At 71.2% G+C, this 19,882-nt stretch carries 17 protein-coding genes; 10 read left to right on the top strand and 7 right to left on the bottom strand.

Annotated features, from left to right (window positions below; genetic code table 11):
• Positions 1-186: 186 nt before the first annotated feature.
• Positions 187-1,254, bottom strand: a complete 1,068-nt coding sequence (locus ACFY12_RS11065; RefSeq protein WP_390715469.1) for a LacI family DNA-binding transcriptional regulator — start codon at positions 1,252-1,254, stop codon at positions 187-189.
• Between the two features lie 517 nt (positions 1,255-1,771).
• Here ACFY12_RS11065 and ACFY12_RS11060 point away from each other — a divergent pair.
• The 6 genes from ACFY12_RS11060 to ACFY12_RS11035 all read left to right on the top strand — a co-directional run bounded on the left by ACFY12_RS11060 (position 1,772) and on the right by ACFY12_RS11035 (position 11,629).
• Complete coding sequence (locus ACFY12_RS11060; protein WP_390715468.1) at positions 1,772-3,070, top strand: ABC transporter substrate-binding protein; 1,299 nt, start codon at positions 1,772-1,774, stop codon at positions 3,068-3,070.
• Positions 3,071-3,198: 128 nt separating this feature from the next.
• On the top strand, positions 3,199-4,068 hold the full coding sequence (locus ACFY12_RS11055) for a carbohydrate ABC transporter permease (RefSeq protein WP_390715467.1): 870 nt from the start codon (positions 3,199-3,201) through the stop codon (positions 4,066-4,068).
• Positions 4,065-5,000, top strand: coding sequence for a carbohydrate ABC transporter permease (locus tag ACFY12_RS11050; RefSeq protein ID WP_390715466.1), 936 nt, complete (start codon positions 4,065-4,067; stop codon positions 4,998-5,000). Before ACFY12_RS11055 ends, ACFY12_RS11050 begins: the two co-directional genes overlap by 4 nt.
• A gap of 71 nt (positions 5,001-5,071) precedes the next feature.
• Complete coding sequence (locus ACFY12_RS11045; protein WP_390715465.1) at positions 5,072-6,394, top strand: glycosyl hydrolase; 1,323 nt, start codon at positions 5,072-5,074, stop codon at positions 6,392-6,394.
• Positions 6,391-8,505: an endo-beta-N-acetylglucosaminidase gene (locus ACFY12_RS11040; protein WP_390715464.1), complete on the top strand. Its 2,115-nt coding sequence runs from the start codon at positions 6,391-6,393 to the stop codon at positions 8,503-8,505. The genes ACFY12_RS11045 and ACFY12_RS11040 overlap by 4 nt, the downstream gene beginning before the upstream one ends.
• Before the next feature lie 79 nt (positions 8,506-8,584).
• Complete coding sequence (locus ACFY12_RS11035) at positions 8,585-11,629, top strand: alpha-mannosidase (RefSeq protein ID WP_390715463.1); 3,045 nt, start codon at positions 8,585-8,587, stop codon at positions 11,627-11,629.
• Between the two features lie 113 nt (positions 11,630-11,742).
• On the opposite strand, the gene ACFY12_RS11030 is transcribed toward ACFY12_RS11035, so the two are convergent.
• Complete coding sequence (locus tag ACFY12_RS11030) at positions 11,743-12,066, bottom strand: hypothetical protein (RefSeq protein WP_390715462.1); 324 nt, start codon at positions 12,064-12,066, stop codon at positions 11,743-11,745.
• Between the two features lie 218 nt (positions 12,067-12,284).
• On the opposite strand from ACFY12_RS11030, the gene ACFY12_RS11025 reads away from it, so the two are divergent.
• Together ACFY12_RS11025 and ACFY12_RS11020 are read left to right on the top strand one after the other, a co-directional pair.
• Positions 12,285-13,310 carry an alpha/beta hydrolase gene (locus tag ACFY12_RS11025; RefSeq protein WP_390715461.1) on the top strand — a complete coding sequence of 342 codons (1,026 nt, stop codon included), beginning with the start codon at positions 12,285-12,287 and terminating at the stop codon, positions 13,308-13,310.
• A 137-nt stretch (positions 13,311-13,447) separates the two neighbouring features.
• Positions 13,448-13,642, top strand: coding sequence for an antitoxin (locus ACFY12_RS11020; RefSeq protein ID WP_390715460.1), 195 nt, complete (start codon positions 13,448-13,450; stop codon positions 13,640-13,642).
• Positions 13,643-13,776: 134 nt separating this feature from the next.
• On the opposite strand, the gene ACFY12_RS11015 is transcribed toward ACFY12_RS11020, so the two are convergent.
• The 4 genes from ACFY12_RS11015 to ligD form a co-directional block, all read right to left on the bottom strand.
• Positions 13,777-13,989 carry a cold-shock protein gene (locus tag ACFY12_RS11015; RefSeq protein WP_390715459.1) on the bottom strand — a complete coding sequence of 71 codons (213 nt, stop codon included), beginning with the start codon at positions 13,987-13,989 and terminating at the stop codon, positions 13,777-13,779.
• Between the two features lie 208 nt (positions 13,990-14,197).
• Entirely contained in the window at positions 14,198-15,517 is a 1,320-nt protein-coding gene (locus ACFY12_RS11010) for a D-alanyl-D-alanine carboxypeptidase family protein (RefSeq protein ID WP_390715458.1), read from the bottom strand.
• 83 nt (positions 15,518-15,600) lie between these two features.
• On the bottom strand, positions 15,601-16,863 hold the full coding sequence (locus ACFY12_RS11005) for an MFS transporter (RefSeq protein WP_390715457.1): 1,263 nt from the start codon (positions 16,861-16,863) through the stop codon (positions 15,601-15,603).
• A 185-nt stretch (positions 16,864-17,048) separates the two neighbouring features.
• Positions 17,049-17,957, bottom strand: a complete 909-nt coding sequence (gene ligD / locus ACFY12_RS11000) for a non-homologous end-joining DNA ligase (RefSeq protein ID WP_390715456.1) — start codon at positions 17,955-17,957, stop codon at positions 17,049-17,051.
• Between the two features lie 30 nt (positions 17,958-17,987).
• On the opposite strand from ligD, the gene ACFY12_RS10995 reads away from it, so the two are divergent.
• Entirely contained in the window at positions 17,988-18,905 is a 918-nt protein-coding gene (locus tag ACFY12_RS10995) for a Ku protein (protein WP_390715455.1), read from the top strand.
• A 72-nt stretch (positions 18,906-18,977) separates the two neighbouring features.
• A complete protein-coding gene (locus ACFY12_RS10990) occupies positions 18,978-19,352 on the top strand; it encodes an RNA-binding S4 domain-containing protein (protein WP_390715454.1) in 375 nt (124 codons plus the stop codon).
• An 80-nt stretch (positions 19,353-19,432) separates the two neighbouring features.
• Here the strand turns inward: ACFY12_RS10990 and ACFY12_RS10985 are convergent, their stop codons facing one another.
• On the bottom strand, positions 19,433-19,864 hold the full coding sequence (locus tag ACFY12_RS10985; protein WP_390715706.1) for a YchJ family protein: 432 nt from the start codon (positions 19,862-19,864) through the stop codon (positions 19,433-19,435).
• Between the last annotated feature and the right edge of the window lie 18 nt (positions 19,865-19,882).

Here is a 19,882-nt window from a genome sequence, read left to right as displayed (position 1 = left end):
AACTGCCCCACCTCCTGTCCCCCGGCCGGTCCCCGGAGCCGCACCAGGCGCCGGGGACCGGCCGTCGCGCCGCTGAGGAACCGTCACCTCCGTCCGTCGTCTCCGGCTGTCGTCTCCGTCAGTCGTCTCCGGCTGTCGTGCCTCCGGCAGCCTGAGCCCGGTGTGCGGAGACGGCGGGTTTCCCGATCAGCGGGAGGGGCATGGGCCGGTGCTCTCGCGTGCCTCCAGACGCGGCAGTTCGCCCTCCACGGAGCGCGCCGGGCCGCCGTCGAGGACGGTGAGGAGTTCCCGGGCGGCGAGCCGTCCGAAGCCGGGGGTGTCGCGGACGAGTGCGGTCAGCCGGGGATGGGTCACCCGGCACAGCGCCGAGTCGTCCCAGGCCACGACGGACAGCTCTCCCGGTACGGGGATGCCGCGCCCGGCCGCCACGGAGGCACCGGCCACGGCCATCACGTCGTTGTCGTAGATGATCGCCGTGGGCGGTTCGGCGGCGTCGAGGACGCGCCGGGTGGCCTCGGCCCCCTCGGCGTCGGAGTAGTCGGTGGTCACGGAGCGGACCTGGCGTTCGTCGAGGCCCCGGAGGGCCGCTTCGGTACGGAGTGAGCGGATCCGGCGTTCGGTGTGGGCCAGGCCGGGCAGGCCTGCCACATGCACGATGCGGCGATGGCCGAGGCCGTGGAGGTGATCGAGGATCCGGGCCATGGCTCCGGCGTCGTCGGCCCACACCGTGGACAGGGGCGGCCGTGCGGGGATGGCCGGGCCGCCGATGACGACGGCGGGCAGGGCGAGTGCGGTGAGCAGTGCGGGGCGGGGGTCGTCGGTGCGCGGGTCGACCACGAGGACACCGTCCACCCGGCGTTCGGCCCACCAGCGGCGGTAGAGCGCGCACTCGGTGTCGAGGTCCTCGACGACCTGGAAGAGCAGCGCGGTCCGCCGCGTGGAGAGCACTTCCTGGATGCCGGAGACGAGTTGCAGGAAGAAGGACTCCACGCCGAGGGTCCGCGCGGGCCGGGCGAGCACCAGGCCGGTGGCTCCGGCGCGTTCACCGGAAAGCGCACGGGCGGCGCTGTTGGCCTGCCAGCCCAGTTCCTCCGCGACCTGCCGTACCCGGGCCCGGGTGCGCGGGGAGACGCCCGGCCGGTCGTTGAGCGCGAAGGAGACGGCGCTCTCCGATACCCCGGCCCGGCGGGCGATGTCCTTGATCGTCGGCCGGCGCGCCGGCTTCCGGCGGGCCGCCTCACCGGGCGCCGTCATAGCGGGTTCTCCTCGGACCGACCGCGTGAGTTTCAACTGAACCGCATGAGATTCAACTGGACCGCATGAGATTCAACTGGACCGCATTAGTTCCCTCAGTCTGATCAGCGAAGAAGGCCCTGTCAAACGGTGTGCGGATGGCTGTTTTCGCGAACGTCGGGAAGTCATCGGGAAGTCGTTCGAGCCCGGGTATTGACACCCGCTAAAGCGCATTAGTAGCGTCTTCCGCGTCGTCGCCCGAGGCTCGGAGCAGACCTCGGACGAACGTTGGCCGGCCAGGCCGCTCTTCGCGTGCCGCTCGCCTCTTCGCATACCGTTCACTGTTCGCGTGTGTTTCGCTCTTCGTATGCCATACAACGGATTTACGACTGCGCTTCCCGCATTTTTCGGTCAGTTGCCCCGCGACAATTCCACCGCGCGACCCTTCCACTGGTGTCCGGTCCGAGTAAAGGAGCCGCCAGTCATGCGTATGCCCTGTCGAATGTCCCGTCGGATGTCCCGTCGGATGTCCCGTCGGATGTCCCACCGAACAGTCGCCGTGGCTGCGGCACTGGTCACCTCGGCACTCGCCCTGACCGCATGCGGTTCCTCGGGGGGACCCGGCGGGGCGGACGGCACCTCGGGGAAGATCGACGGGAAGATCGAGGGGCAGGTCACCTTCCAGACCTGGAATCTCCGGGCCCATTTCACGGACTATTTCGACGGTGTCATAGCCGCTTTCGAGAAGAAATATCCGGGAACCAAGGTGAAGTGGGTCGATCAGCCGGCCGAGGGTTATCCGGAGAAACTGAGTGCGGACGCGGCCGGCGGCACGCTGCCCGATGTCGTCAATGTGTCGCCGGACCTCGCTTATCCGCTGGCCAGGGCCGGGCTGGCGCTGGATCTGGAGAAGGCCGCCGGGAAATACCGTGGCGAGTATCTGCCGGGAGCGTGGCAGGGCTATCAGATGCCGGGGCTGCCCGGTGTCTATGGCTTCCCCTGGTATCTGAACACCGGGCCCATGTTCTACAACAAGGAGCTGTTCACCAAGGCCGGTCTGGATCCGCGGAAGCCGCCGAAGACCTACGACCAGCTCTTCCGGGACGCACTGACGATGGCGGAGAAGAGCGGACGGAAGATCGCAATGCTGGCCGGCACACCGTCGGTCGAGGACTTCGGCCGCTACGGCGTACGGCTGATGAACGCGAGGGGCACTGAATTCACCTTCAACGAGCCCAAGGGCGTCGAGTTGCTGCGGCACTACAAGGAGTTGTACGCGGCCGGGGCGCTGGACTCACAGGCGCTCACCGCGCAGGCCGAGTCGTCGGGGCGGAAGTTCCAGCAGGGGTCGGTGGCCATGAACCCGGGCAGTGCGCTGGATCTGGAGAAGTTCAAGAAGGAGGCGCCGGCCCTCTACGCCCATATCGGCATCACGGACGCGGTCAACAACACCGGCAAGGCCAATATGTACGTCCAGGGCCTGATGGTAAATGCGCAGAGCGGGGTCAAGTCGGCGGCGGTGGCGTTCGCGCACTTCGTCACCGGCGAGGAGAACCAGATGGCGTTCGCCAGAAAGGTCACGATTTTCCCCAGCACCCGGGGATCGCTGGACGATCCGTACTTCACCAAGGAGGACGGTACGGATACGGCCCGGGTACGGGTGGCGTCCGCCGCATCGTTGAAGACCGCGGTGAATTACACACCGGTGCCGCTCAGCGACCAGATGAAGACGGTGCTGCGCAATGCGGTGGCCCGGGCCGTGCAAGGCAAGAAGTCCCCGGAAGCGGCACTGGACGACGCGGTGGCCGAGTGCAATCGCCTGCTGAAGACCGGCTGAGGACGAGGTACTCCGTGAAGAGGCGCACCGTGAAGAGGCGCTCTGTAAAGAGACGCTCTGTGAAGTCGCATGCACGGGTGAGAACGCATACGCGAGTGAGAACGCATACGCAGGTGAAAACTCAGCGGGTGACAACGCATTCACCGGCCGGTCCCTGGCTGTTCCTGGCTCCCGGGCTGCTCATCGTCGGCGCGTTCAGCCTGTATCCGTTCCTGAGCACGGTGGCGCACTCCTTCACCGATGCCCATACGCTCACCCGGGGCCGTTTCGTCGGCGGCGCCAATTACGGCGACATGCTCCATGACGCGATGTTCTGGACGGGCCTGCGCAACAGCCTGCTCTATGTCCTGGGTGCGGTACCGCTATTGGTGGTCCTGCCGCTGCTGCTGGCCATGCTGGTGCGGCGGCGGATTCCGGGGATCGCCTTCTTCCGTGCCGCGTTCTATACGCCGGTGGTCGCCTCCGTCGTCGTGGTCGGGCTGATCTGGGTGTGGCTGCTGGACGACCGGGGGCTGATCAACGCGCTGCTGGAAGGGCTGGGCTTCGGCAAGGCCGGATTCCTGAGCGATTCCTGGCTGTTGCTACTCAGTGCGATGGCGGTCACGGTCTGGAAGGGCCTCGGCTACTACATGATCATTTATCTGGCGGCGCTGGCCGACGTCCCCGGGGAGCTGCACGAGGCGTGCGCGGTCGACGGTGCCGGGGCGGTACGGCGCTTTCTGACCGTCACGGTGCCCGCGCTGCGCGGCACGATGGTGCTGGTGGCCGCGCTCTCCTCGGTCAACGCCTTCAAGGTGTTCTCCGAGGTCTATCTGATGGCCGGTCCGACCGGCGGCCCGGGCGGGGAGGACACCACGTTGGTGATGCTCGTACAGCAGGTCGGCACCGGCCTCAACGGCCGGGTCGGCTATGCCTCCGCGCTCTCCGTCGTGGTGTTCGTGATCACGCTGGGGCTGATGCTGCTGGTGCTGCGCGCCCACCGCAGGGAGGACGCATGAGTACCGCCGCACCGCGACACCCGGCCGCCACCACGGCGCGGCAGCCACCCGCCACGGCACCGCGCCGACGGAAGGCCGGCACACCGCGGCGACGGCGGGCCGGCCGACGGCCGCAGTGGTGGCGGCTGCTGCTCCGCTATCTGCTGCTGCTCGCCGTACTGGCGCTGACCATCGGCCCGTTCCTCTGGCAGCTGTCCACGTCGCTGAAGGGTCCCGGCGAGGACATCTACCGCTATCCGCCGAGCCTGGTTCCGCACCACGCCACACTGGGCAACTACGCCGACGTCGCGCGGATCATCCCGGTCTGGGACTTCGCGCTGAACTCCCTGAAGGTCGCCCTCGCCAATGTGCTCACCAACTGCGTGGGCGCGGCCCTGGCCGGCTACGCCCTGGCCCGGTTGCGCTTCCGGGGCCGCAGGGCCGCGCTCGTCGTGTTCCTCATGGCGATGCTGGTGCCGGTCGAGAGCATCATGATCGCCCAGTTCGTGACGATGCGGGAGCTGCAGCTCAACAACACCCTGGTCGGTGTGGTGCTGCCCGGCTGTATCGGGGCGATGAACGTCCTGCTGATGCGGAACGCCTTCTCCCGTCTGCCGTACGAGGTCGAGGAGGCGGCGTTCGTCGACGGTGCCAACGCCTGGCAGCGGTTCGTACGGATCGCGCTGCCGTCGGTCAGGGGAACCCTCGCGGTCGTGGCGATCTTCGCGTTCATGGGGGCCTGGGACGACTTCCTGTGGCCGCTGATCGTGCTGAGCGACCAGTCGAAGTTCACCCTGACCATCGGCCTGAACTTCCTGCACGGCACCTTCGCGGACAACCAGCGGCTGGTGGCGGCCGGCACCGTCATCGCCGTGCTTCCGCTGCTGGTGCTCTTCGCCTGCCTGCAGCGCTACTTCTTCCGGGGCGTCGGTGAGGGCGCTGTCAAGGGCTAGGCCGTGTCCGAGCCGTCCGGAGTGCCCGTACTCCCCGCCCCCACCCCCGCCCCCGTACCGTGAGGAGCCCCATGCGATTCGGCGTCAACTACACCCCCACCGAGGGCTGGTTCCACCACTGGCTGGACTTCGACCTGGACTCCGTACGGGCCGACCTGGACTCGATCGCCGCCCTCGGTCTGGACCACATCCGGGTCTTCCCCCTGTGGCCGCTCTTCCAGCCGAACCGCACACTGATCCGGCCACGCGCCGTGGAGCAACTGGTCCGGCTGGCGGACGCGGCGGCCGAGCGCGGCCTGGACGTCGCCGTCGACGGGCTGCAGGGCCATCTGTCGAGCTTCGACTTCCTGCCCGCGTGGACACGGACCTGGCACCGCCGCGGCATCTTCACCGACCCCGAGGTGCTGGCGGGCCAGGAGGAGTACCTGCGGACCCTGGCGGCCGCGCTCGCCGACCGGCCCCACTTCCTCGGGATGACGCTCGGCAACGAGATCAACCAGTTCTCGGACAGCCCGCACCCGGACCCGGACCGGATCACCGAGGCGCAGGCCACGGCCTGGCTGGAGCGGATGCTGGCGGCCTGCGAGCGGGGCGCTCCCGGGCGGACACATCTGCACGCCGCGTACGACGCCGCCTGGTACCGCGACGGCCATCCGTTCACTCCCGCGCAGGCCGCCCGGCTGGGCGCCGTCACGGCAGTGCACTCCTGGGTGTTCAACGGCACGGCTCAGCGGCACGGCCCCCAGGGCGTCGCCACCGAGCAGCACGCCGCCTACCTCATCGAGCTGTCCAAGGCCTGGGCTGGGGATCCGCACCGCCCGGTGTGGCTGCAGGAGACCGGCGCCCCCGCCCCGCACATCCCGGAGGGCCTGGCGGCCCGCTTCGCCGAGGCCACCGTCCGCAACGCCCTGGACTGCCCGGACCTCTGGGGCGTCACCTGGTGGTGTTCGCACGACGTCTCGCGCGGGCTGGCGGACTTCCCGGAGCTGGAGTACGGGCTGGGGCTGCTCGGCAACGACCGTACGGTCAAGCCGGTGGGCCGGGTGATCGCGGCGCTGGCCGAGGAGTGGCGCGGCCGGGAACACCGGCCTCCGGTGCGTACCACCGCTGTGGTCGTCGACACCGGGGGTGCCGAGTCGGCGCCGCGCCGCTCGGTCTGCGCGCCCGGCGGTCCGGTGTTCGAGGCCTGGGCCGAGCTGGCCGCGCGGGGTGCCCGCCCGGCGATGGTACTGGCCGAACTCGCCACGAACCAGGAGCATATGACGTCCCGGGGGATCACCGAGATCCTCACTCCGGACGAGGTCCTCACTCCCGACGAGGTCCTCACTCCCGACGAGGTCCTCACTCCCGACGAGGTCCTCAGTCCCGACGAGGTCCGAAGGAGCGCCCGATGAACCGGCGACCGTCGCCCGTCACCCGCCGCCGGGTGCTGCTGACCGGGGCGGGTACCGCGGCCGCCCTGTTCGGGACGTCCCCGGGGTGCGTCTCGGCGAACCCCGCCGGCCGGCGCCGCTCCCGCGCCACGGGCTCCCTTCAGCCGTACGCGTCGTACTGGTTCCCCGACTCGCTGCCGTCGGGCACCCCGGGCGACGGCATCACCTGGCGGAGCCTGAAGGCCTGGACACCCGAGTCCGACGCGGATCTGGCGTTCAACACGGCGACGGTCCCGCTCGCCGAGCGCTTCACTCCGGTGCCGGCGAACACCACGGCCCGCGGCGGCCAGGCCCGGATCAGCGCCCTGGCGGCCTTCGGCCCCACGGCCGGGAACCCCTCGCAGGGCTCGGCGACCGCGGACCGCTACGCGCCGACCCACTGGGCGTACCTCGACGAGCTGGTCTTCTGGGGCGGCTCCTCCGGCGAGGGCCTGATCCTGGCGCCGAACGCCCCGGTCGTCGATGCCGCGCACCGCAACGGCGTGCCCGTCCTCGGCACCGTCTTCCTGCCGCCGGCCGCCTACGGCGGTCAGCTGCGCTGGACCCGCGACCTGGTGCAGCGGGATGCCGCGGGCCGCTTCCCGCTCGCCGGGAAGCTGGTCGAGGTGGCGACGGCGTACGGTTTCGACGGCTGGTTCATCAATGCGGAGACCGACGGCGGGGACGCCGCGCTCGCGACGGGGATGCGGGCGTTCCTGCGGGCTCTGCGGTCCGCGGGCGCCGGGCACGGGCTGCGGATCACCTGGTACGACGCGATGAACCGCACCGGCCGGGTCGGCTGGCAGGGCGCGCTGAACGACCTCGACCAGCCGTTCTTCCAGGACGGTGCCGAGCCGGTCGCCGACACGCTGTTCGTGGACTTCCGCTGGAGCGCGGCGTCCCTGGCCGACTCGGGCCGGCTGGCGGAGCGACTGGGACGCGACCGCTATGAGCTGTGGGCCGGGGTGGACGTCGAGTCGGCGGGCTGGGACGCCCCGGTGGACTGGGAGGCGATCCTTCCCGCCGGGCGGGACCATGTCGTCTCGTACGGCTTCTACCGGCCCGAGTGGACCCTCCACCACCTCCCGGCGGGGCGTACGCCCGGCGATTTCCACGCCGCGGACGACCGGTTCTGGTCCGGTGCGGCGCTGGATCCGGCCCGCCCCGGGGGCAGTGGCGCCGGCTGGCGGGCGCCGGCCGGCGCGGTCGCGGACCGGTCGACGCTCACCGCGCTGCCGTTCGCCACCAGCTTCAACACCGGCCACGGCCTGCGCTGGTACGAGAACGGCGCGGTCACCTCGGCCTCCCCCTGGAACCATCTCGGGCTGCAGGACCGGCTCCCGCCGAGGCACTGGGCGGTACGGACCGACGGCGAACGCCCGGAGGTGACGCTGGACTTCGCCGATGCCTGGCGGGGCGGCAGCAGCCTCCTGGTACGGGGCGGGCTCGGCGCACCCGCCGTCCTGGAGCTGTTCCCGGCCCGGCTGCCGACCGGTGCCGGTACGGTCGTCGAGCTGACCCATCGGCTCGATCCGTCGTCGGGCCCGGTGACCGTCGAGGTGGCGGTCGCGTCGCGGGAGGCGCCGGGGCCGGGCGAGCCCGCCCCGTACACCTGGCTGCCGGCCGGGGCCCCGGCGCCGGGCGACAGCTGGCGCACCGACGTGGTGCGGCTGGGTGCTGCGCCGGGGCTCGGCGCGCCGGGTACCGGCACCCTGTACTCCCTGGGGGTGCGGCTGACCGGTCGCGGGGGCACCCCCGTGGCCTGGCGGCTGGGGGCGCTGGCGGTGCGCGACACGGCCGGGCGCCCGGCCGCTCCGGCCGGACTGACGATCACCGATACCGCCACCGCCGCGGACGGAACGGTCTCGCTGCGGCTGCGGTGGCGACGCGCCACCGGCCCGGTACGCCACTACGAGCTGCACCGCCTGCTCCCCGGCGGGCGGCGGGAGTTCCTCGGCGGGACCTGCGGCGCGGCGTTCCACATAGCCGGGCTGCGGCGTGCGGGGAACGAGGCGGTGGCCCGGCTGGAGGTACGCGCCGTGCATGAGCTGTTCACCGCCTCGGCCCCCGCTGCCACTCAACTCCCCTGGTAGTCCCCTCGCTTGGGGCTCGCCGTAGCCTCCGCCCACCCCCCACCCCCCACCACCCTTCTCCGCGTAGGGAGCCCCCGCCATGCATGACGATCGCGCACTGGTCGAAGCCCGGCTCAAGCGGGTCCTGGACGAGCGCATCCGGCCCGCCGTGTATCCGGAATCGGTTCCCCTGGAGGTCGCGGCCTGGGTCGCGCCGGGTGAACCCGTACCGGTGGCGGAGGGGCTGGCGGCCTCCCATACACCGGTCGCCGTGGGTGACGCCTGGGGTGCGCCCTGGGGCACGACCTGGTTCAAGGTCTGCGGCGAAGTGCCCACCGAGTGGGCCGGCCGTACCATGGAGGCCATCCTGGATCTGGGATTCGACGAGCGGATGCCGGGATTCCAGTGCGAGGCGCTGGTGTATCTGCCCGACGGCAGCCCGGTCAAGGCGGTCAATCCGCGGAACCAGTGGGTACGGGTGGGCGCTCCGGTCCGCGGCGGTGAGCGCGTCGAGTGGCACCTGGAGGCCGCGTCCAACCCCGTGATCCTCGGCGTCCCGCCGTTCCGACCGACGCACCTGGGCGACCGGGAGACGGCAGGGAACGCACCGCTGTACCGGCTGGCGCGGATGGATCTGGCGGTGTTCGACACCGAGGTGTGGGAGCTGGTCACGGACCTGGAGGTACTGGGCGAGCTGATGCGGGAGCTCCCGGTGGACGGCGCGCGGCGCTGGGAGCTGCTGCGGGCGATCGGCCGGGCGCTGGACGCGGTGGATCTGCAGGACGTCAACGGGACGGCGGCCGCTGCGCGCGCGGAGCTCACCGGGGTGCTGGCGGCGCCCGCGGGGGCGTCGGCACACCGGATCAGCGCGGTGGGGCATGCGCATATCGACTCGGCGTGGCTGTGGCCGCTGCGGGAGACCGTACGGAAGGTGGCGCGTACGGCGTCGAACATGACGGCGCTGCTGGCGGACGAGCCGGAGTTCGTCTACACCATGTCGCAGGCTCAGCAGTACGCCTGGATCAAGGAGCACCGGCCGGAGGTGTACGCCAGGGTCAAACAGGCGGTGGCGGAGGGCCGGTTCGTGCCGGCCGGCGGGATGTGGGTGGAGTCGGACACCAATATGCCCGGGTCGGAGGCGATGGCCCGGCAGTTCGTGCACGGCAAGCGGTTCTTCCTGGAGGAGTTCGGGGTCGAGAACGACGAGGTGTGGCTGCCGGACACCTTCGGCTTCGCCGCGGGGCTGCCACAGATCATCCGGGCGGCGGGCTCGAAGTGGCTGCTGACGCAGAAGATCTCCTGGAGCCGGGTCAATGCCTTCCCGCACCACACCTTCCGCTGGGAAGGCATCGACGGGACCCGGATCTTCACCCACTTCCCGCCGGTGGACACCTACAACTGCCAGCTGTCGGGCGGCGAGATCGCGCATGCGGTACGGAACTTCAAGGACAAGGGCATGGCCCGGCGCTCGCTGGCGCCGACCGGCTGGGGCGACGGCGGCGGGGGGACCACCCGCGAGATGGTCGCCAAGGCGCGCCGGCTGCGTGACCTGGACGGCTCGGCCACGGTGGAGTGGGAGAAGCCCGCGGACTTCTTCGCCAAGGCGGAGGCGGAGTACCCGAACGCACCGGTGTGGTCGGGCGAGTTGTATCTGGAGCTGCACCGGGGGACCCTCACCAGCCAGGCGAGGACCAAGCGCGGCAACCGGCGCAGCGAACAGCTGCTGCGGGAGGCCGAACTCTGGTCGGCCACCGCCGCCGTGCTGGCCGGACACCCTTATCCGTACGCGGAGTTGGACCGGATCTGGAAGACGGTGCTGCTCCACCAGTTCCACGACATCCTGCCGGGGTCCTCCATCGCCTGGGTGCACCGGGAGGCGGCGAGGACCTACGCGGCGGTCGCCGCCGAGCTGGAGGACCTCATCGCGGCCGCGCTGGCGGCGCTGGCCGGCCGCGGGGACCGGGAGCTGGTGGCGAACTCCGCGCCGCATCCGCGCGGCGGGGTGGCGGCCGGGGCGGTGGCGCCCCCGGTGGCCGAGGGCGCCGAGGTGTCCGCCGTCCCCCGCGACGGCGGCGGGTTCACCCTCACCAACGGTCTGCTGCGGATCGGGATCGACGATCGCGGCCTGGTGGTCTCCGCGTACGACCGCACGGCCGAGCGGGAGGCCGTGGCGCCCGGCGAGGCGGCGAATCTGCTACAGATCCATCCGGACTTCCCGAACATGTGGGATGCCTGGGACGTGGACGCGTTCTACCGCAATGTCGTCACCGACCTGACGGACGCGGACGACGTCACGCTGGGCGAGGTCTCCGGCGAGGCGGCGACCGTGCGGGTCACCCGTACGTTCGGGAGCTCCCGGGTGGTGCAGTCGCTGACGCTGGCGCGGGGCCGGCGGTGCCTGGACATCGACACCGAGGTCGACTGGCACGAGACCGAGAAGTTCCTCAAGGCCGCGTTCCCGCTGGACGTCCACACCGAGCGCTATGCCGCGGAGACCCAGTTCGGCCATCTGTACCGGCCCACGCACACCAACACCAGCTGGGAGGCGGCGAAGTTCGAGGCCTGCGCGCACCGGTTCGTGCACGTCGGGGAGCCGGGCTGGGGTGCCGCGCTGGTCAATGACGCCGTCTACGGGCACGACGTCACCCGTACCGTGCGGGAGGACGGCGACCGGGGCACCACCACGACCGTGCGGCTCTCCCTGCTGCGCGCTCCGCGCTTCCCGGACCCCGAGACCGACCAGGGGCCGCACCGGTTCCGCTACGCGCTGGTCCCGGGGGCGGACATCGGTGACGCGGTGCGTGAGGGCCACCGGCTCAACCTTCCCGAGCGCCGGATCACCGGCGCCACGACAGTACCCCCGCTGGTCACGGTCGGTAATGACGCGGTGGTGGTCACCGCGGTCAAGCTCGCCGACGATACGAGCGGTGATGTGATCGTCCGCCTCCATGAGGCGCACGGCGGGCGGGCCGTCACCACCCTCACCACCGCGTTCCCGCCGGTGGACGTGATCACCACGGATCTGCTGGAGCGGCCGGCCGAGGACGGCCCGGTGATCAAGCGGCTGGACGACCGTACGGTCCGGATGCGGCTGCGGCCGTTCCAGATCGTGACGCTGCGGCTGCGCCGGGTGGGCGACCGGTAGGGCGCCTCTGACGGATCTCCGCGGCGTCGCGGCGCCTGGTACCGGGGCCGGTGGCACTGGGTCCGGTGGCGCTGGGGTCCGGTGGTGCTACGTCCTGGGCCTGGGCCCTGGCGCTACGGCCTGGGCCTGGGTCTGCCCGAGCGGGGCCAGGCGTCGCGGCAGGTGTCGCGGTGCGGCTCGTGGCGCCGGTCCCGCCCGGTGCCACGGCCCGTACGCCGGGCGCGGTCGGCGGGGGGCTGGTGGCCCGCACCGGTGCCGTACGCCGCTTCGTGGTCCGGATCACGGCCCGGGTCCAGGTCCAGCATGTCCATCAGCAGCCTCAGATCGTTCGCGTCCCGCGCCCGGCCGGCCAGCGCCTGCCTGGCGAGCCGTCGTTCCTCGGCATACGGCACGGCGCGGGGCGCGGTGCCGTCGGCTCTGCGGTGTTCATCGCTCACCGCTGCATTCTCGGCCGGGCCGCGTCGCGGTGCCCGTCGGGCGGGCCCAGGGGCGTCGGGCGGGCCCAGGGGCGCGGGACGGAAGCCCGCCGGGGCCCGGTGGACCGTACGGGTGAACCGGCCCCGAGCGGATCGGATGCGCGACGAGGGAACCGCGGCCACCCGTTCTCCCTCTCTATGGGCGCTTGTCATTGGATCCCCCCGTCGCGGAGTCACCGTTGAAACACCCCTACGCCGTCGCGCTCGCAGCCACTCTCGCCGCTTCCTGCGCGCTGATCACCGGTTGCTCCAAGTCCGGAGACCCCGTCGACTTCAATGGCGGCGCCAAAAACGACGGCGCCGGGCAGGTCAAGCCTGTCGACAATGACACTCTGATGCCGACCGGCCCCAAGGCCGACCTCCGGAACACCCGGACCCTGGACGACGGCACCCAGATAGCCCGGACGACGCTGAAGGGCGGGAAGTCCGGCGTCACCGGCAGTGTGTGGGTCTGGGCGCCGAAGGAGTACTCCGACCCGAAGTACTCCAAGAGCGGGTTCCCGGTGCTGATGGCCCTGCCGGGCGGGCTGGGCAGCCCGAAGGAGAAGAACGGGGTCACCAACTACTGGGTCGGCGGTGACATCAAGCTGCAGGAGAACATCACCAAGTGGCGGGCCGAGGGCAAGAGCCTGCCGTTCATCGTGGTGATGCCGATGCTCAACCCGGACCTCAAGTACCACGACGGCAGTGACATCCCCGGCCAGGCGAAGATGGGCACCTGGCTGACCGAGGACGTGCCCGACCTGGTCAAGGCCAATTTCCGGACGTTCAAGTCGCGGGACGGCTGGGCCTTCATGGGCTCGTCGTCGGGCGGCTTCGCGGGGCTGAAGTCCGTACTGAAGCACCCGGACAAGTTCAAGGCGGCGATAGCCAGCGGCCCGGACATCGTGCCGGACTCCCCCCTGTGGGCGGGGCACCAGTCGGCGAAGGACGCCAACAACCCGGAGAAGCTCGCCAAGCAGCTGCTCCAGAAGGGCGGCCCGGAGGTCTACCTCGCCTTCCAGGCCGGCGCCAAGGAGGGCGCGGCCGTCATCAACCCGATCGAGAAGTTCCGGCGGACCTACGGCAAGGGCCCGATCCACACCTTCATGCAGATCATCCCCGGGGGCCGGCACAACGCCTGGGACTACCAGAAGGGCATGGAGGCCGGCGCGATCAAGTTCATCAGCGACCAGATGAAGGCTCCCATCGCGAGCGGCTCCTGATCCGTACGGCACCCGGGCCGGGAGCGGGGTGCGGCGCCCCCCGGCCGCGCTCCCGGCCGCGCTCCCGGCCGCAGGATGCAGTTCCCCTGGTCGGGGGCGATGCTGGAGTCGTAGGAACGTGGTGAGGAGGGTGTCTCATGTCCATGTTGGACAAGCTCAAGAGCATGCTGAAGGGCCACGAATCCCAGACCGACAAGGTCATCGAAAAGGCCGGTGACACGGTCGACGAGAAGACCCAGGGAAAGTACCGGAGCCAGGTCGACACCGCCCAGGAGAAGCTCAGGGAGCAGTTCGGCAGCGGCCAGGAGAAGGACCAGCCGCCGCAGACCTGAGCCGTCGGCCCCGCGCAAGCCGGGGCGCCACGGGCCGGGCCCCCGCGCCGGGCGGGCCCCGGCTCTCCGCGCGACGGCGCCCGCTCCCCGGGTGGTCGGGAGCGGGCGCCGCTGCGGAGATCCGTCAGAAGCCGCTAGGCCTGCTGTTCCAGCCGGATCTTCTCCGCCTGGGGGCCCTTGAGCCCCTGGGTGACCTCGAAGGTCACCTTCTGACCCTCGTGCAGCTCGCGGAAGCCGCTGGCGTCGATGTTGGAGTAGTGCGCGAAGACGTCGGCGCCACCACCGTCCTGGGCGATGAAGCCGAAGCCCTTCTCCGAGTTGAACCACTTCACCGTGCCGGTAGCCATGTCCGTCTCCTTCGTTCAAGGGGCTCGAATCGGCTCCCGCGTGAACCCGGGAGCCGGAGGTGATCGCCCTGGTCCGGACACGCACCGCACAGCGGGAACGCCCGTGCGTGTACACGGACACCCGGCACTTCGGAACCACGACAGCTGATCAGGACGCTACACCGCACGACGCCCGCCGCCCGCACGACGTGGCTGACGCGTCGCCCCTTCACCGGGCACGGCCCGTCCGGCGGCGCCGCCACAGACGGATGCCGAGCGCGGCGCCGCCGATGACCACGACGGCCGCGGCGGCGGGCAGGCCCCACCGGTACGGCCAAGGCCTGCCGGTCTCCGTCCGCGCCGTGGCGGACACTCCGCGCAGGGACCTCACCAGCTCGGGGCCGCGGCCGACGCGCCCGGTGGTCGGGTGGATACCCCCCGGAGTCCGGTGGACGCGCCCCGGACTGGAGTGGATGTGCCCTGGGGTGGCGCGGAAGCGCCGCGTATCGGGCGTGCGGCTGCCGGGTGCCATCGTGGGCAGCATCGCGACGGCGGTGGCACGGGGAGCTGCCTCGAACCCCCAGTCCAGCAGCGCACGGGTCTCCTCGTAGACCGCGTTGGAGCCGCCGGAGCGCGGGTGCATGACGGTGACCAGCAGCGTCCGGCCGTCGCGCCGGGCGGCGGCGATCAGGGTGTGGCCGGCGTGCGAGGTGTAGCCGTTCTTCACCCCGATCAGTCCGTCGTACGGGCGCACGCCGTGCGAGCCGACCAGCAGCCGGTTGGTGTTCTGGATGCCGGACGCCTCCGGGTCGCCTTCCGGGAGCTCGGCCTGTCGCGTCGCGGCGAAGCGGGCGAAGTCGGGGTTGCTCAGCCCGGCCTGCCCGAAGAGCGACAGGTCGAAAGCGGACGAGACCTGGCCCGGTGTGTCGAAGCCGTCCGCGGACTCCACCCGGGTGTCGCGCGCGCCGAGCCGGAGGGCCGTCTTCTGCATGTCGTCGATGGTCTTGTCCCAGCCGCCGTTCATCGCGGCCAGGGCGTGGACGGCGTCGCTGCCCGAGCGGAGGAACACGCCGTGCCACAGGTCGGTGACGCGGTACGGCGTGTCCTCGTGGAGTCCGGCCAGCGAGCTGCCGCCCTCGATGCCGGCCAGGTCCTCGGCGGAGACGGTGTGCACCTCGCTCGGGGCGAACCTGGGCAGGACGGTCAGCGCGAACAGCGTCTTGAGCGTGCTGGCGGGCGGCAGCTGCCGATGGGCGTTGCTCGCCGCCAGGATCCTCCCGCCGCCGCGGTCCGTCACCTCCGTCACCATCCACGACAGCGCGGAGACCCGGGGAGGTTCGGGCACGTCGGGCCGGGCCCGGAACTGCACGCCGCGCAGACCGAGCCGGCTCCCCGCGCCCGCGGGGCCGGCCGCCCGCGCGGCCGGGTGGAGGTCGTCGACGCCGTGCGGGCCGTCGGCGCACGCGGATCCGGGCAGCATCAGCAGGCTCGCGGCGCACACGGTCGCCGCGGTCAGCGCTCGGGCCCGGACCCCTCTCACGCTCGGCATGAGGCCACGCTAAGAACGCCCCTGGTCGCGCGCCGGTTGGCCTACTCCATCCGATGTCCGGCCGCCGCCGGGGGGTTACGCCGTCAGGACCGCACCGTACAGACCTCCTTCGCCTCCCGCGCCGGGGTGGCGACCGGCGCCGGGCCGGTGCCGGACACCGGTGCGGTGCCCGACAGCGGTGCGGTGCCGGACAGCGGTGCGGCCGTCCCGGAGCGGCCACGCAGCAGATCGGGGATCAACGTACCGATCCCGAGGACGGCCAGTCCCGCCCCCAGCCACAGCGGCCCCCGCAGTCCGATCGCGTCGATGGCGAGGCCGCCCACCGAGGAACCCACGACGACTCCGAGGGTGATGAAGGAGGCGTGCACGGTGTTCACCAACGGCCGGGCGTTCCCGGTGCGTTGGACACGGGTGGCCATCGCCGGATTCATCGTGACGCCGACCAGTCCGATCCCCAGCATGAGCAGGACGGCGGGCACGGCGAGGTGGGCGAAGACCGCGAGTCCGGCGAGGAAGAGGAAGTTCAGCGTGAGCCCGACGAGTTGCACGGCCACCGTGTGACGGTCCGCCAGCCGTCCCACGACGGTGTTGCCGATCACGGTGGCCGCCCCGTACGCGATGAGCAGCAGCGGCACGGTACCGGCGGCGAATCCCGTGACCTCGGTGAGCAGGGGGTGGAAGTAGCTGAACGCGGAGAACGTGGCGCCGATGATCAGTGTGCTGGTGGAGAGCACCAGCCATAGCCGGGGATTCCTGAAGGCGCCCGCTTCCTCCCGGAAACCGCCGCCGCCCTCGGAGGGCTCCAGTCGGGGCACTCCGGCGAGCGTGGCGCACGCGGCGAGCACGGTGATCCCGGAAATGACCCAGAAGGCCGCCCGCCAGCCGAAGTGTTCACCGACGACGGTCGCCAGCGGAAGCCCCAGCAGGGTGCCGAGCATCAGCCCGTTCATGGCCACCGCGATGGCGCGACCACGGACCTCCGGGCGGGTCAGCTGTACGCACAGCGAGATCGCGACGCCGAAGAACGCCTGGGAGGCGATCCCGGTGACGACACGCGCCGCGAGCATGACCCCGTAATGCGGAGCGAGGGCCGCCAGCACATTGCCCATCAGGAATATCGCGAACAGTGCCATCAGCGCGCGCTTCGGACGGAGCTTCAGCACGGCGACGGTGAGGAACGGCCCGCCGGCCGACATCGCCACCGCGAAGGCGGTGATGAGGTAGCCGATCTGCGAGACTCCCACCCGCAGCCCCTCGGCCATCTGCGGCATCAGCCCGGCCACCACGAACTCGCTGGTCACCATGGCGAAGACGCCCACGGCGAGCACATATACGGCGCGCGGCACGGCCGGACGGTCACCCTTTTTGAATCGCTCGTTCCAAAACATGAGGGGACTGTACAGCACACTGGATCGCTCGTTCCAAAACGGGGGCGCGGCAGCGCGGAAACAACAGCGGTGCAGAAACAGCGGTGCAGAAACAGCGGTACGGGAAGGGGCGGTACGGGAAGGTACGGGCGCCGCGGCCGGGATCAGCGCGGGCCGGTCCGCGCCACGCGTGGCAGGGGGCGGGCCCGGCGGGGGTCGCAAAGCGCGGCGTGCAGATCCCCGTGACGTGCCAGGCGAGGGGCGATCCCCTCGAAGCGGAAGGTGAGTTGCTCCGGGTCGGTGCAGTCGGCGATCTCCTCCCAGGTGACCGGGGTGGAGACGGTGGGGATGGCACGGGCGCGGAGGGTGTAGGCGACGGCGGTGGTCTTGGCGGCGGCGTTCTGGGAGAAGTCGATGAAGACCTTGCCGGGGCGCAGCGACTTGGTCATTTTGTGCACCACAAGGCCCTGGAGCGCCCGGGCCGCCTCGACGGCGAGGGTCCTGGCGTACGCGGTGGCCCGTTCGGACGCGGTGGGCTCGATGGGCACGACGAGGTGCAGGCCCTTGGAGCCGCTGGTCTTGGCGTAGGCGTCCAGGCCGTCGTCGGCCAGGCGGTCGCGCAGCCACCGTGCCGCGGTGCAGCACTCGACGATGGTGGCCGGGGCTCCGGGGTCCAGATCGAGGACGAGGCGGTCGGCGATGCCCGGGGCCTGCCGCGTCCACTGCGGAGTGTGCAGCTCGACGACCAGATTGGCGGCCCAGACCAGCGACGGCAGGTCCTGGAGCAGGACCTGCCGGGCGGGGCCGGACGTCGTATGGGGGACCTCGCAGGTCTGCACCCAGGAGGGGGTGCCGGGCGGCACGTTCTTGGTGAAGAAACGCTGGCCGTCCGGCCCGTCGGGGTAGCGCAGGAAGGAGAGCGGCCGGTCGTGGAGGTGTGCGAGCAGCGGTTCCGCGGTGGTGGTCCAGTAGTGCAGCACCTCGCCCTTGGTGGTACCGGTCTCGGGATAGATGACCTTGTCCAGGTTGCTCAGCGAGAGGCGCCGCCCCTCCACGATGGTGATCGGCGACATACGATGAGAATCCCCTACAAGGGATGACATATGCGCTCTATCTGGAATGGATCGATATCGTTCGGGCTGGTCACCATCCCCGTGAAGACCTACAGCGCCACCGACCGCACCTCGTCGGTCTCTTTCGTCCGCATCCACGAGAAGGACGGCGCACCGGTCCAGTACCGGAAGATCTGTGAGCTGGACGGCGAGGAGGTGCCGAACGAAGAGGTCGGCAAGGGCTATCAGCCGCCGGGCGACGAGGTGGTCGTGCCGATCACCGACGACGAGCTGTCGCAACTGCCGGCGCCGACCGCCAAGACCCTGTCGATCCTGTCGTTCGCGGACCCCGGGGAGATCGACCCGCTGCAGATGGACAAGGCCTACTACCTGGGGCCCAACGGGGCGGCCGCGGCCAAGCCGTACGCGGTGCTGCGGGAGGCGCTGGAGCACCACCGCAAGGTCGCGGTCGGCAAGGTGGCGATGCGGGGGCGCGAGTCGCTGGTGATGCTGCGGGCGCACGACGGGGCGATCGTGATGCATCAGCTGCTGTGGCCCGATCAGATCCGGCCCGTCTCCGGTGTCGTCCCGGAGGACGTCAAGATCCGTGAGAACGAGATGACGCTCGCCGAGACCCTGATGGACACCCTGGGCGAGCTGGACCCGGCCGACCTCCACGACGACTACCGGGAGGCGGTCGAGGAACTGGTCGCCGCCAAGCTGGAGGGCGGGCGGCCGGTCGCCCCGGCAGCGCCGTCCGGCGCCCGGGTCATCGATCTGACGGCGGCGCTGGAGAAGAGCGTCCGGGCCGCGCGGTCGGGCCGGCCGGCGGAGGACGCCGAACCGGCGTCGGTGACGCCCCTGCGCGGGCGGAAGACGGCGAAGAAGACCACCGCGAAGAAAAGCACCGCGAAGACCGCTGCAAAGAAGGCCGCAGCCAAGAAGTCCACGCCCAAGAAGTCCGGCTGACGCTCCGCCGCCCGCCGACCCGTGCCGCCCCCTTCCCCCCACCCGCCCCTTCCCCCGTTCTAGAGTCTGGGTATGGCTTCTGACGAGGGGATCACCCGCATCGACAGCTGGATCTGGTCCGTGCGGCTCACCAAGACCCGTTCGCTGGCCGCCGCGGCCTGCCGCGCGGGGCACGTACGGGTCAACGGCGAGCGGGTGAAGCCGGCCCAGGCCGTGCGCCCCGGTGACGAGGTGCGGCTGCGGCACGCCGGGCGGGAGCGGATCGTGGTCGTGTCACGGCTGGTGCGCAAGCGGGTGGGCGCGGCCGTCGCTGCCGAGTGCTTCGTCGACAACAGCCCGCCGCCCCCGCCGCGGTTGGAGGTTCCGGTAATGGGCGTTCGCGACCGCGGCACCGGCCGCCCCACCAAGCGCGACCGCCGCGAGATCGACCAGCTGCGCGGACACTGACGCCCGCTGCGGCACGGGGCCGGGAGCGGGGCGGGGACGGCGCTGAACTCAGGCCTCGGGGAACTCAGACCTCGGAGAACTCAGGCCGCGGGGAACTCAGGCCTGGGCAGGGCGTCCACGTAGAGCCACTCGCCGTCCTCGCGGACGAACCGGCTGTGCTCGTACTGGCTGCCGGCGTGTCCGTGCAGGCTGTAGTGGGCGCGGAACTCCACGGTGCCTTCGTCGTGGAAGGCGGTGCCGCCGGTCGCGCCGAGGATGTCCAGCCCGGTCCAGCGCTGTGCGGATTCGAGGTCGAGGACGGCGGGGCGGGTCGCCGGATGCCAGGTGCGCAGCAGATAGGCGGTGTCGCCGACGGCGAAGGCGCTGTAGCGCGAGCGCATCAGCCGCTCAGCGGTGGGCGCGCTGGTACGCCCTTCATGGCATGCGCCGCAGCAGTCGCGGTAGGTCTCCGCGCGCCCGCAGGGGCAGGGTGCGGTGGGGGCGACGGCCGCCGGACGGCGCGGCGCGCGCACCGTCCCGGCCTGCGACTT

Source organism: Streptomyces sp. NPDC001339 (assembly GCF_042895955.1).
Classification (GTDB): Bacteria; Actinomycetota; Actinomycetes; order Streptomycetales; family Streptomycetaceae; genus Streptomyces.
Note: the sequence above shows the minus strand (reverse complement) of the source record. Positions and strands in the feature narration are given on the sequence as shown.

Excerpts from the sequence above, each read along its gene's own strand:
- ACFY12_RS11035 (WP_390715463.1), top strand. The coding sequence starts at position 8,585 with ATGCATGACGATCGCGCACTGGTCGAAGCCCGGCTCAAGCGGGTCCTG.
- ACFY12_RS10995 (WP_390715455.1), top strand. The coding sequence starts at position 17,988 with ATGCGCTCTATCTGGAATGGATCGATATCGTTCGGGCTGGTCACCATC.
- ACFY12_RS11050 (WP_390715466.1), top strand. The coding sequence starts at position 4,065 with ATGAGTACCGCCGCACCGCGACACCCGGCCGCCACCACGGCGCGGCAG.
- ACFY12_RS11010 (WP_390715458.1), bottom strand. The coding sequence starts at position 15,517 with ATGCCGAGCGTGAGAGGGGTCCGGGCCCGAGCGCTGACCGCGGCGACC.
- ACFY12_RS10990 (WP_390715454.1), top strand. The coding sequence starts at position 18,978 with ATGGCTTCTGACGAGGGGATCACCCGCATCGACAGCTGGATCTGGTCC.
- ACFY12_RS11060 (WP_390715468.1), top strand. The coding sequence starts at position 1,772 with ATGTCCCACCGAACAGTCGCCGTGGCTGCGGCACTGGTCACCTCGGCA.
- ACFY12_RS11045 (WP_390715465.1), top strand. The coding sequence starts at position 5,072 with ATGCGATTCGGCGTCAACTACACCCCCACCGAGGGCTGGTTCCACCAC.
- ACFY12_RS11065 (WP_390715469.1), bottom strand. The coding sequence starts at position 1,254 with ATGACGGCGCCCGGTGAGGCGGCCCGCCGGAAGCCGGCGCGCCGGCCG.
- ligD (WP_390715456.1), bottom strand. The coding sequence starts at position 17,957 with ATGTCGCCGATCACCATCGTGGAGGGGCGGCGCCTCTCGCTGAGCAAC.
- ACFY12_RS11020 (WP_390715460.1), top strand. The coding sequence starts at position 13,448 with ATGTCCATGTTGGACAAGCTCAAGAGCATGCTGAAGGGCCACGAATCC.
- ACFY12_RS11015 (WP_390715459.1), bottom strand. The coding sequence starts at position 13,989 with ATGGCTACCGGCACGGTGAAGTGGTTCAACTCGGAGAAGGGCTTCGGC.
- ACFY12_RS11040 (WP_390715464.1), top strand. The coding sequence starts at position 6,391 with ATGAACCGGCGACCGTCGCCCGTCACCCGCCGCCGGGTGCTGCTGACC.